The organism is Candidatus Planktophila sp. (assembly GCF_044348745.1).
GTDB lineage: Bacteria > Actinomycetota > Actinomycetes > Nanopelagicales > Nanopelagicaceae > Planktophila.
Map to the genome: position 1 here is coordinate 1 of NZ_JBIKSG010000030.1, position 12,264 is coordinate 12,264.

Here is a 12,264-nt window from a genome sequence, read left to right on the forward strand (position 1 = left end):
TCACAGATTCCAGTGATTGCAGATATTCACTTCCAGCCTAAATATATCTTCGCTGCAATTGATGCAGGATGTGCTGCGGTCCGAGTTAATCCTGGAAACATTAAGCAGTTTGATGACAAAGTAAAAGAGGTAGCAAAGGCAGCAGGAGATGCTGGCATTCCAATTCGAATTGGAGTTAACGCTGGTTCACTGGATCCACGCTTGCTTGCTAAGTATGGAAAAGCCACACCAGAAGCTTTGGCCGAATCTGCTCTTTGGGAAGCATCCCTATTTGAAGAGCATGGTTTTTCAGATATTAAAATTTCTGTGAAGCATCATGATCCAGTAACAATGGTGAATGCTTATCGAATTCTTGCGGCAAAGTGCGACTATCCATTACACCTAGGTGTTACCGAGGCTGGTCCAATTTTCCAAGGAACAATTAAGTCTGCAACAGCATTTGGAATTTTGTTAGCAGAAGGTATTGGCGACACAATTCGCGTGTCATTGTCAGCACCTCCTGTTGAAGAGGTGAAGGTTGGCATCTCAATTCTTGAATCTTTGAACTTGCGTCAACGTAAGCTTGAAATCGTTTCATGCCCTTCTTGTGGCCGAGCACAAGTTGATGTCTACACACTTGCGGAAAAAGTTCAGGCTGGTTTGCAAGGCATGACTGTTCCATTGCGTGTGGCAGTTATGGGTTGTGTAGTTAATGGCCCAGGAGAAGCACGCGAAGCAGATCTTGGTGTTGCTTCAGGTAATGGTAAGGGTCAGATATTTGTAAAGGGACAGGTGATCAAAACTGTGCCAGAAGCGCAAATTGTTGAAACCCTTATCGAAGAAGCGATGCGTTTAGCAGAAGAAATGGAAGCCGCCGGAGTTGCTTCAGGGCAACCTTCAGTTGATGTTCGATAAGGTTCACCCATGTTGAAAATGTCTACGCTATTTTTGCGTACTCTTCGCGATGATCCAGCAGATGCTGAGGTTGCTAGCCATAAGCTGCTTGTTCGTGCTGGATATGTGCGCCGCATCGCAGCAGGTATTTACTCCTGGTTACCGCTTGGAGTGATTACGCTGCGAAATGTTGAGCGTGTGATTCGCGAGGAAATGGATAAGGCTGGTTTTCAAGAGGTTAATTTTCCTGCACTTCTCCCACGTGAAGCATATGAAACAACTAATCGCTGGGAAGAGTACGGTCCAGCGCTATTTAGATTGCAAGATCGTAAAGGTGGGGATTACCTATTGGGCCCAACCCACGAAGAGATGTTTACCTTGATGGTCAAAGGTGAGTATTCATCCTATAAAGATTTGCCACTTAGCATTTATCAAATCCAGACAAAATTTCGCGATGAAGCACGGCCACGCAGCGGAATTATTCGTGGCCGCGAATTTGTAATGAAGGATTCATACTCATTTGATATTGATGATGCAGGTCTTGAGGTTTCATACCAAAGCCATCGCGATGCGTATGTGAAGACTTTTGATCGACTTGGCATGAAGTACAACATTGTTAAAGCGGTATCAGGTGCTATGGGTGGATCTAAATCAGAAGAGTTTTTGGCTCCTTGCCCAACAGGTGAAGACACATATGTTTTGTGCCCAAGTTGTGGATTTGCAGCAAATGTTGAAGCCATGGTTACAAAGGTTCAGGCACAGGATTATTCCAATACTCCAGCACTTGAAGATTTTGATTCACCCAACACGCCAAGTATTGACTCCTTAGTTGAGCTACTTAATGCAAAATTTGGTGGTGGGTTCACTGGGGCACACACATTGAAAAACGTAATGTTGATGGCAGACAACAAAGCGGTGTCAGTGTTAGTTCCTGGAGATCGAGAAGTTGATCTCAAGCGTTTTCAAGAAAATCTCGGTGGAGTTCATGAACTGAGGGTTTTTGAGGATGCAGATTTTGCAAAGTTCCCAAATTTAGTTAAGGGTTACATCGGACCACAAGATGCAAAGAAGTCAGGCATCACTGTTTATGCCGATCCACGTATTGCACCTGGAACTTCTTGGGTAACTGGTGCGAATAAAAAGGATCGTCATGCAAGAAATGTTGTTAATGGTCGTGACTTCACACCAGATGCCTATGTTGAAGCGGCAGAAGTTCGTGCAGGAGATGCTTGTCCAGAGTGTGAAACACCAATAGTTATTGATCGAGCCATCGAAATTGGGCACATCTTCCAACTGGGTCGTAAATACGCAGAGGCACTCAGCCTGACAGTTCTTGATCAGAACGGTAAGTCGCAAGTTGTGACTATGGGTTCATATGGAATTGGTGTCACACGAGCTGTTGCTGCGATTGCAGAGCAAACCCATGATGAAATTGGGCTTAATTGGCCAGCAGAGTTAGCTCCAGCCAAGGTGCACATTGTTGCTGCAGGTAAAGATGATTTGCTATTTGAAACAGCGCTCAAGTTAGGAACTGACCTTGAGGCCCAAGGAATATCGGTCATGTTAGATGATCGACGTGATGCAAGCCCAGGTGTGAAGTTTAAGGATGCTGAGTTGATTGGCAATCCAATAATTGTTGTTGTCGGTAAGGCTTTAGCTGAAGGAAATGTTGAAGTTCGAGTTCGCAAGAGCGGTGAGAAGCAAGAGGTCGCACTTGTTAATGCGGTTTCATCGATCGCAGAACTTCTCAAGTAATCGTGTTTCACGATTTAACGATTGCGACAGCGTTATTTCTTTTGGCAGCATCTTTCTTTGCCGGCTTCATTGATTCAATTGCAGGTGGCGGGGGATTAATCCAACTTCCAGCTTTGCTGATCGGTTTACCTAAATCTGAAACCGCTGAAGTACTTGGAACCAATAAGTTGTCATCTATATTTGGAACAAGTACAGCTGCAGTGTTGTATCGAAAGCAGATCAAGCCTGACCCAAAGGTTTTGCTTGCAATGGGAGTACCGGCCTTGCTTGGTTCTGCTGGGGGAGCGATGCTTGCCTCAAAGATACCCACAAGCAGTATGCGTCCCATGGTTTTGGTTCTATTAATAGTAGTTGCTATCTATACCTGGTTTAAACCAGACCTTGGAAAGTTTGAAAACTTACGCCATCTTCCACGTCGCAGAGTTCAGATTGCCGCTCTTGCAGGAGTCATCATCGGTTTTTACGATGGAATCTTTGGCCCAGGCACTGGCTCTTTCTTGATGTTAATTCTGGTTGCATCGCTGGGTTATGCCTTTATAACTGCATCTGCAATCGCCAAAGTTGTTAATGTCGCGACAAATGTGGGCGCAATATTGGTGTTTGGAATTAATGGCGCAGTGATTTGGCAAATTGGCATAATCATGGGTGTGGCAAATATTTCCGGTGCGATAATTGGTGCTCGTTTGGCCATCAAAGGTGGCTCCACTTTGGTGCGTAAAGTGTTCTTGTTGGTAACGGTGGCGTTGATCGTGAAGGTAGGAATTGCAACCTTCTAATTGTTCGCGTTACAATTAAGGCACAACTTAATAGAAAGAAGATATTCATGGCCCTAAAAGATTCAATCGCCGATGCAATCCGACCTGCTGTAGAAAACGCGGGATTCTTTCTAGAAGATGTCTTTACTAGCAATCCTGGTAACCATCGCATCGTTACCTGCATGATTGACGGAGTCGCACCCCTTAGCCTGGATGAAGTCACAGTTGTGAGCCGTGAAATTTCGGCAATTCTGGATGAATCACCATTGCTTACTGAGGCCTTTACTTTGGAAGTGACTTCACCTGGCATCGAGCGTCCGCTCACTTTGCCTCGTCATTGGACTAAGAATCTGACCAGAATCATAAAGATAACCCTTAATGATGATTCAGAAGTATCAGGTCGCTTAACAGAGTTTGATGAAGTCAGAGCGATTTTGATTGAAAACATTAAAGGTCGAATGAAGACTCATGAAGTTACCTTTGCAGATGTAAAGCGCGCACATGTTGAGGTCGAGTTCAATCGTAAGGATGAGATCTAATGCATGTGGAGATGTCGGCGCTAGCTGCCCTTACAACTGAAAAAGACATACATCTTGAAGATCTTATTTATGCGATCGAAGTTGCTGTCCTTGGTGCTTACAATCAAACCGATACGGCTAAGCGTCATGCCAGAGCGCATCTAGATCGAGAAACAGGTGAGATTTCGATTCTCATTCCTATCTTTGGTGAGGATGGAACGCGGACTGGTGAGGAAGTTGATTCACCTGATGGATTTTCGCGCGTAGCTACATCGACTGCTCGTCAGATCATTAAGTTAAAGATGCGCGAAACAAATGATGCTGAAATCGTTGGCGAGTTCACCGCATCGGTGGGTGATGTGATTTCTGGTGTTGTGCAACAGGGTCGTGATCCAAAAATGATTAACGTCAACCTTGGTCGCGTTGAGGGTCGAATTCCCCCACAAGAGCAGGTGCCAGGTGAGGTTTATAACCATGGTGATCGAATTAAGTGCTTTGTTGTTGAGGTTAAGCAGGGCTTGAAGGGTCCTGAAATTATGTTGTCTCGTTCTCACCCAGCACTTGTGAAACAACTATTTGCATTTGAAGTTCCAGAAATTAATGACCGTATTGTTGAAATCATGGCAGTTGCGCGCGAAGCAGGACATCGCACAAAAGTTGCAGTTAAAACACATCGAGCAGGAGTGAGCCCTAAAGGATCGTTGATTGGACCTATGGGTTCACGTGCACGTGCGGTCATGGATGAGTTACATGGTGAAAAAATTGACATTGTGGATTGGTCAGAAGACCCAGCAGAGTTTGTTGCTGCAGCGCTTGCTCCTGCAAAGGTCAGTTCAGTTGAAATCACTGATCTTGCAACACGCAGTGCAAAGGTGATCGTTCCGGATTACCAGCTTTCTCTGGCCATCGGAAAAGATGGACAAAATGCTCGTTTGGCTGCACGTTTGACGGGCTGGCGCATTGATATTCACCCCGACACAGTTGTGCCCGCTGCCACAGACGCAGCATTATGAGAAGAGGGCTCTAGTTGGATACCATGAGCCAGTTGGATTCAGATTTTCCGGTACGTAGCTGTATTGGCTGCCGAAAGAAAGCGAACCCAGCAGCATTGATTCGAGTGGTTTTGATTGATGGGAAAGTAATCCCAGATATCAAAGGCGGTGCTCCAGGTCGGGGCGCTTGGCTTCACAAGAAATGTGCAGAAGGTGCGATAAGTCGAGGTGCGTTTCGTTTTGCTTTTCAGCATGATGGGGCGATCGATGTATCGGAACTTCTGAAGTTTCTTAATGGCTAATTCAGATTGATAACAAACAACGAATGGATATGAAAGATATGAAACTCAAATGAGCTCGTTAGAACTATGAGGTCGTTCAACTAAGGCTTGCATTTGAGAAAATGCGGGCCAAGACAGGAGAAATGTGTCAAAGGTCCGCGTACATGAGTTGGCAAAACAACTCGGTATGGAGAGCAAGGTTGTACTTGCAAAACTCCAAGAAATGGGCGAGTTTGTTCGCTCTGCATCATCAACAGTAGAGGCACCAGTTGTCCGCAAGTTGATCGAAATGTATCCCGATGCAAAACCGGTCGAGGAAAAGAAGCCCGTTAAGAAGGCTGCTGCAAAGAAGGCTGCGGCAAAGCCCAAGGGTGAAGTCAGCGCTGAGCAAGCAGCTGAGCTAGCCGCAGAACTTGGCGTTGACATCGAAGCGCTCAAGCTAGAGCAAGCTAAATCAATTGCAAACAAAGAAGAAGCTGCAAAGCATGAAGCAGCAGATCGTGCAGCAGACCGTGCAACTGATGGTGCTGCACCCGCAGTTCCATCTGCACCTGCGCCTCGTCCAGGCAACAATCCATTTTCAACAGGTGGCGCAGTTCCACGCCCACCTCGTCCAGGCAACAATCCATTTTCAACAGGTGGCGCAGTTCCACGCCCACCACAACGTCCTCAGGGTTCTCAAGGAACTGGAGCACCACGACCAGGAATGGCTGGTTCGCGTCCAGGTTCTGTTCGTCCAGGATTTGCCGCACGTCCAGGTGCTCCGCGTCCTGCTTCAACAGGTACAGGATTTCCACCACGCACAGGTGGTGCGCCATCGTCTTCTCCTTATAAATCAAATACACCAGGTGCAGGTGCACCAGCAGGTGGTCCGCAACGTCCAGGTGGCGGTCGTCCACCACAACGTGGCGGTGCAGGTGGAGCATTCGGAAAGAATGCAAGTAAGAAATCAGGTCGTAAACAAAAGTCTCGTAAGGCATTGCGCGATGAGTTCGACAATATGCAAGCACCAAAACTTGGTGGTGCTGTTGTTCCTCACGGTGATGGAAAAACTCCTATTCGTATGCGTCGCGGTGCTTCATTGGCAGACTTCGCAGACAAGATTGGTGCAGATCCAGCAGCATTAGTTGCAGCACTATTCCACTTGGGTGAAATGGTGACAGCAACACAATCTGTTGACGCTGACACATTTGAAATTCTTGGTGTTCAACTGGGCTATAACATTGAAATTGTTAGCCCTGAAGATGAAGATCGTGAATTACTACAAGACTTCGACATCGATTTAGCTGGCGAACTAGATGATCTAGATCCAGAGACATTGGTGGCACGTCCACCAGTAGTAACTGTTATGGGTCACGTTGATCACGGTAAGACATCACTTCTAGATGCAATCCGTAAATCAGAGGTCATGAAGGGTGAAGCTGGTGGTATTACGCAGCACATTGGTGCCTACCAAATTCACCATGATCATGAAGGAATTAACCGTGCAATAACATTTATCGATACACCAGGTCACGAGGCGTTTACCGCTATGCGTGCTCGTGGTGCCAAGGTAACTGATATCGCTGTATTAGTTGTTGCTGCAGATGATGGAATCATGCCTCAGACAATTGAAGCGTTAAACCATGCACAGGCTGCAGATGTTCCAATTGTGGTTGCTGTCAACAAGGTTGATAAAGAAGGTGCAAACCCAGACAAGGTTCGCCAACAGTTAACTGAATACAACTTGGTCGCAGAAGAGTACGGCGGAGACACAATCTTCGTAAACGTTTCTGCCAAGGCTGGTATTGGTATTGATCAACTGATCGAATCAATTTTGCTCACTGCAGATGCTGCCATTGATCTTCGCGCTGTTGCAGAAGATGATGCTCGCGGTGTTGCTATTGAAGCTCACCTTGATCGTGGTCGGGGTCCAGTTGCAACTGTTCTAGTTCAGCGTGGAACACTAAAGGTTGGCGATGCAATCGTTGCCGGAAGTGCCTTTGGTCGTGTTCGTGCGATGTTGGATGAGAACGGTGACAATGTCGCTGTTGCTGGTCCATCTCGTCCAGTTCAGGTTCTTGGTTTCACATCTGTTCCAAGTGCTGGCGACACATTCCTTGTTGCTGATGAAGACCGTACTGCGCGCCAGATTGCTGAAAAGCGTCAGGCTGCAGAACGCAATGCACAGCTTGCTAAGGCTCGTAAGAAGGTTTCACTGGAAGACTTCATGGAGCAATCCAAGATTTCAACACTTAACCTCATTCTTAAGGGCGACGTTTCTGGTTCTGTTGAAGCCCTAGAAGATGCATTAATGCAGTTGGATGTTGGCGCAGAGGTTGATCTTCGCGTTATTCACCGCGGTGTTGGTGCAATCACTAAGAGCGATATTACTTTGGCATCTGCCTCTACTGCAGTTGTGATTGGCTTTAACGTTAAGCCAGAACCACAGACTGCAATTTATGCAGATCAAGAAGGCGTTGAAGTTCGTTTCTACTCAGTTATCTATAACGCAATTGAAGAGATTGAGCTTTCCCTTAAGGGCATGCTTAAGCCTGAGTACGAAGAGGCGATCATCGGTAGCGCTGAGGTTCGCGAAATCTTCAAGTCTTCTAAGGCTGGAAACATTGCAGGTTCAGTTGTTAAGGATGGAGTTATCCGTCGTAATGCAAAGGCACGTATTTTGCGCAATGGAGCCGTCTTGGTTGATAACCTCACAATTGATTCGCTCAAGCGATTCAAGGATGATGCCACTGAAGTCCGTGAAGGATTTGAGTGCGGTATTGGACTTGGCAATATGAAGGAAATCGCACAAGGCGACATCATTCAGTGCTTTGAGATGGTCGAGAAAAAGCGAGCATAAACAATGGGTCAATCACATCGCACACTGAAGGTCGCCGACCGCATCAAGGTAGTAGTTGCAAACCTGCTTGAGACAAAGATTAAAGATCCGCGTCTTGGCTTTGTAACTGTTACCGATGCGCGCGTTACTGGCGATCTTCAGCAAGCCTCGGTTTTCTACACAGTCCTTGGTGGGCTAGATGAGCGTGCAGCAACTGCTGCAGCGTTAGAGAGTGCCAAAGGTGCTATCCGATCAGCACTTGGTCGTGAACTAGGACTTCGCATTACGCCGAGCATTGAATTCTTTGAAGATGGTTTACCTGAAAGTGCACTTGCTCTTGATTCCTTGCTTGCAAAGGTTCACGAACAAGATGCACAGGTGGCAGAGCTTCGCAAGAATGCCCAATATGCCGGGGGAGAAGATCCATATAAAGCTCCACGTGTAATCGACGAAGAGTAGCGGCGCAAAATAGTGCATGAGCATGGTTTTCTGGTTGTAGATAAAGAACCAGGTATGACAAGCCATGATGTGGTTGCAGTTGCACGGCGCGCGTTAGGCACTCGAAAAGTCGGTCACGCCGGAACTCTTGATCCAATGGCTACCGGAATATTGGTTCTTGGCTTTAATAACGGCACCCGTTTACTTCAATACATCACAGATGGCGATAAGTCGTATCAAGCCACTGTGGTTTTGGGTGCTGCAACTGTTACCGATGATATCGAGGGTGAGGTAATCAGCACGGCAGATACATCTTCAATTACTGATGTACAGATTCATGATGAACTTTTAAAGATGCGCGGCACAATCATGCAACGACCAAGTTCGGTTTCTGCCGTCAAAATTGATGGTGAACGTGCATATGATCGAGTTCGATCAGGTGAAGAAGTTGTTTTGCCTTCCCGTGAGGTCACAATTTCGCAGCTAGATGTTTTAGAAATTCGACGTGTGGAAAAAGGCGTAGAGATAGACATCGAAGTGACCTGTTCGGCCGGAACATTCATTCGCGCTATTGCCCGTGATTGTGGTGATGCATTAGGCGTCGGGGGACACCTCAACTCGCTGCGCAGATCACGTGTTGCAGGCTTTGGTTTAGACAGAGCGGTTTCATTAGAGAAGCTAAAAAGTGGAGATTTCTCAACCCTGGATTTAGCCGATGTGGCTCGTGCAACATTTCCAGTGCGCGAGATTGAACTAGATGAAAAACACGAACTTTCATTTGGTCGCACCTTGTTGGCTAATCCCAACGATCAGATTCATGCAGGCATTACAGCTGCCAATGAGTTAATTGCATTGTTGAGCAATGTTGATGGTAAAGCCAAGCCGATTGCCGTTTTCGCGGCAGCGCAGTGACTCTGAGACAATAGGCATATGAGCATCGTCGTTATAGGAAACTTTGATGGAGTCCATAAGGGGCACCAGCAGATTCTTAACCGTGCCAAAGAAATAGCCGGTGATGAAAAGATTGTTGCTTTGACCTTTGATCCACACCCTGTATCTATTTTTGCACCGGAGCGCGCACCCACCTTGCTCACAATCTTGAGTGACAAGATTGAACTTTTGAAAATTCATAACGCTGATCAAGTGGCAGTCATTAAATTCACAAAAGAGTTTGCAGCGATGTCACCAGAGGATTTTGTGAAAAAGGTGTTGATTGAGCAGCTCAAAGCTAGCAAGGTGATTGTTGGTCAGAATTTCACTTATGGTTTTAAAGCAGCGGGAAATGTTGGCACTCTTTCTCAAAACACAGAATTTGAAACAATTGTGTTAGACCTTCAGTCAGATGAGGCAGAGACAATCTCATCGACTCGAATTCGCAAAGCAATAATTGATGGTCAGGTTGAATCAGCTCGTGAAATGTTGACTCGTCCACATCGACTAGATGGCATTGTTGTTCATGGAGAAAAACGTGGCCGTGAAATTGGATATCCAACAGCAAACCTTGGAAATATCGAGGGTCAAACAATTCCAGCAGATGGTGTTTATGCAGGATGGTTAACTGTTGGAATTGATAGATGGCCGGCAGCGATTTCAATTGGCACGAATCCAACATTTGAAGGTGTCCGAGGTCGTCAGGTGGAGGCATATGCCCTAGATCAAGTAGGACTAGATCTATATACAAAACCTGCAACTATCGAATTTGGCTGGAGACTTAGAGAGACCTTGAAATTTGATGGTCTAGAGTCCTTGTTGGAGCAGATGGCAAAGGATTGCGCTGAAGCTCGCAGATTGACCGAGCTTTAAGCGGGTAAATCCACCCGATTTCACCTATTCACAGGCTCGCTGGTAACCTAGCCCTTCAGTCGAGATAGCGAATCTTTCGTGAATCAAACCGAAAGAGCCTCGTGCTCAGTAAACAAGGAGAACAAGTAATGGCATTAACACCAGAACTAACAAAAGAAATCATTGCTCAGTACGGTTCTACACCTACTGACACAGGATCACCTGAAGCTCAGGTCGCTCTACTTTCAAAGCGTATTGAACAAATCACAGATCACTTGAAGACTAACCCACATGATCACCACAACCGTCGTGGTCTTTTGTTGCTAGTTGGACGTCGTCGCCGCATTCTTCAGTACCTAGCAAAGACAGACATCAATCGTTACCGCGCAATTATCGAGAAGCTCGGTATTCGCCGCTAATTAAGTAAATCCAATCTGCCGTAGAGCAATGGTCCTCGGTAGTGGTTTCCGCGCTAGAGATTCAAAACGCGTGAACTTCGATCGAAGATTCATTCTCTTGGCAGATTACAAGGTTCGATAATTTTGTCGCGCCTTTCAATCTACAAAGAGGAGGACCCATGGAGGGTCAAGAGGTTCAATCAGCCGTTGCAGTTATTGATAACGGAAAATTCGGAAAACGAGAAATTCGTTTTGAAACAGGACGCCTAGCGCGCCAAGCAGCCGGAGCTGCAGCAGTTTATCTAGATGATCAAACAATGATCTTCTCAGCTACAACTGCATCAAAGACACCAAAGGATCAATTCGATTTCTTTCCTTTAACAGTTGATGTTGAAGAGAAGATGTATGCAGTTGGTCGCATCCCAGGATCATTCTTCCGTCGCGAAGGTCGTCCATCAGAAGATGCAATTCTTACCTGTCGTTTGATCGACCGCCCATTGCGTCCATCGTTTGTTAAGGGACTTCGCAATGAAGTACAGATCGTTGTGACAGTAATGGCACTAGATCCAGATCATATGTATGATGTTATTGCTATCAATGCTGCATCAATGTCTACACAACTTGCTGGCTTGCCATTCTCTGGTCCAATCGGTGGCGTTCGCGTTGCATTGATTGAAGGTCAGTGGGTTGCATTCCCTAACCACTCACAGGTTGCTAACGCAGTCTTTGACATGGTTGTTGCCGGTCGCGTTAACGATGGTGACGTAGCAATCATGATGGTTGAAGCAGAAGCAACTGAGCGCACAATTGAGTTAATCAAGGGTGGCGCACCAACTCCTACAGAAGAAGTTGTTGCACAAGGCCTAGATGCTGCAAAGCCATTCATCAAGATTCTTTGCGATGCACAAGCAAAGCTTGCAAAGGTTGCCGCAAAGCCAACTGCAGAATTCCCAGTCTTCTTGGATTACCAGGACGATGTATTTGCAGCTGTTGAGAAGGCAGCAAAGGATGATCTTGCAAAGGCGTTAACAATTGTTGGTAAGCAAGAGCGCGAAACAAAGATTGATGGAATCAGCGCATCTGTTAAGGAATCTGTAAGCGCTCAGTTTGAAGGTCGCGAGAAGGAAGTTCCTGCAGCATTCCGTTCATTGACAAAGAAGCTTGTACGTCAGCGCGTATTGCGCGACAAGATTCGTATTGATGGTCGCGGACTTCGCGATATCCGTGCGCTATCTGCCGAGGTAGAAGTTATTCCTCGTGTACATGGTTCAGCAATCTTCGAGCGTGGAGAGACACAGATTCTTGGAATCACAACTCTCAACATGCTAAAGATGGAACAACAGCTAGATACGTTGAACCCTGAAAATCACAAGCGTTACATGCACAACTACAACTTCCCACCATATTCAACTGGTGAAACAGGTCGTGTTGGAACACCAAAGCGTCGCGAAATCGGCCACGGTGCATTAGCTGAGCGTGCATTGATTCCAGTACTTCCATCACGTGAAGAGTTCCCTTACGCAATCCGTCAGGTTTCTGAAGCACTTGGTTCAAATGGTTCAACATCTATGGGTTCAGTATGTGCATCAACTCTTGCACTATTTAACGCAGGTGTTCCACTACGCGCACCAGTTGCAGGTATTGCAATGGG

At 46.3% G+C, this 12,264-nt stretch carries 12 protein-coding genes; all 12 read left to right on the plus strand.

Annotated features, from left to right (window positions below; translation table 11 throughout):
• The coding region (gene ispG / locus AC9UH7_RS05120; protein WP_509595920.1) for a flavodoxin-dependent (E)-4-hydroxy-3-methylbut-2-enyl-diphosphate synthase at positions 1-894 on the plus strand (894 nt) is incomplete at its 5' end.
• Between the two features lie 9 nt (positions 895-903).
• Positions 904-2,628, plus strand: coding sequence for a proline--tRNA ligase (locus AC9UH7_RS05125; RefSeq protein WP_509595922.1), 1,725 nt, complete (start codon positions 904-906; stop codon positions 2,626-2,628).
• A gap of 2 nt (positions 2,629-2,630) precedes the next feature.
• Entirely contained in the window at positions 2,631-3,404 is a 774-nt protein-coding gene (locus AC9UH7_RS05130; RefSeq protein WP_509595924.1) for a sulfite exporter TauE/SafE family protein, read from the plus strand.
• Between the two features lie 47 nt (positions 3,405-3,451).
• Positions 3,452-3,922 carry a ribosome maturation factor RimP gene (gene rimP / locus AC9UH7_RS05135; protein ID WP_509595926.1) on the plus strand — a complete coding sequence of 157 codons (471 nt, stop codon included), beginning with the start codon at positions 3,452-3,454 and terminating at the stop codon, positions 3,920-3,922.
• Positions 3,922-4,914: a transcription termination factor NusA gene (gene nusA, locus AC9UH7_RS05140; RefSeq protein ID WP_509595928.1), complete on the plus strand. Its 993-nt coding sequence runs from the start codon at positions 3,922-3,924 to the stop codon at positions 4,912-4,914. Before rimP ends, nusA begins: the two co-directional genes overlap by 1 nt.
• Positions 4,915-4,937: 23 nt before the next feature.
• Positions 4,938-5,195, plus strand: a complete 258-nt coding sequence (locus AC9UH7_RS05145) for a YlxR family protein (RefSeq protein ID WP_509595930.1) — start codon at positions 4,938-4,940, stop codon at positions 5,193-5,195.
• A gap of 124 nt (positions 5,196-5,319) precedes the next feature.
• Entirely contained in the window at positions 5,320-8,016 is a 2,697-nt protein-coding gene (gene infB, locus AC9UH7_RS05150) for a translation initiation factor IF-2 (protein ID WP_509595931.1), read from the plus strand.
• A 3-nt stretch (positions 8,017-8,019) separates the two neighbouring features.
• Positions 8,020-8,454: a 30S ribosome-binding factor RbfA gene (rbfA, locus tag AC9UH7_RS05155; protein WP_509595933.1), complete on the plus strand. Its 435-nt coding sequence runs from the start codon at positions 8,020-8,022 to the stop codon at positions 8,452-8,454.
• A 12-nt stretch (positions 8,455-8,466) separates the two neighbouring features.
• Positions 8,467-9,345 carry a tRNA pseudouridine(55) synthase TruB gene (gene truB / locus AC9UH7_RS05160; RefSeq protein ID WP_509595935.1) on the plus strand — a complete coding sequence of 293 codons (879 nt, stop codon included), beginning with the start codon at positions 8,467-8,469 and terminating at the stop codon, positions 9,343-9,345.
• 18 nt (positions 9,346-9,363) lie between these two features.
• Positions 9,364-10,236: a bifunctional riboflavin kinase/FAD synthetase gene (locus AC9UH7_RS05165; protein WP_509595937.1), complete on the plus strand. Its 873-nt coding sequence runs from the start codon at positions 9,364-9,366 to the stop codon at positions 10,234-10,236.
• 128 nt (positions 10,237-10,364) lie between these two features.
• On the plus strand, positions 10,365-10,634 hold the full coding sequence (gene rpsO / locus AC9UH7_RS05170) for a 30S ribosomal protein S15 (protein ID WP_029018500.1): 270 nt from the start codon (positions 10,365-10,367) through the stop codon (positions 10,632-10,634).
• A 158-nt stretch (positions 10,635-10,792) separates the two neighbouring features.
• Positions 10,793-12,264, plus strand: a 1,472-nt coding sequence (locus AC9UH7_RS05175; RefSeq protein ID WP_509595939.1) for a polyribonucleotide nucleotidyltransferase, incomplete at its 3' end; no start/stop codon positions are given.

Coding starts and splice junctions, on each gene's coding strand:
- nusA (WP_509595928.1), top strand. CDS start 3,922: ATGCATGTGGAGATGTCGGCGCTAGCTGCCCTTACAACTGAAAAAGAC.
- rimP (WP_509595926.1), top strand. CDS start 3,452: ATGGCCCTAAAAGATTCAATCGCCGATGCAATCCGACCTGCTGTAGAA.
- rpsO (WP_029018500.1), top strand. CDS start 10,365: ATGGCATTAACACCAGAACTAACAAAAGAAATCATTGCTCAGTACGGT.
- rbfA (WP_509595933.1), top strand. CDS start 8,020: ATGGGTCAATCACATCGCACACTGAAGGTCGCCGACCGCATCAAGGTA.
- AC9UH7_RS05165 (WP_509595937.1), top strand. CDS start 9,364: ATGAGCATCGTCGTTATAGGAAACTTTGATGGAGTCCATAAGGGGCAC.
- AC9UH7_RS05125 (WP_509595922.1), top strand. CDS start 904: ATGTTGAAAATGTCTACGCTATTTTTGCGTACTCTTCGCGATGATCCA.
- AC9UH7_RS05145 (WP_509595930.1), top strand. CDS start 4,938: ATGAGCCAGTTGGATTCAGATTTTCCGGTACGTAGCTGTATTGGCTGC.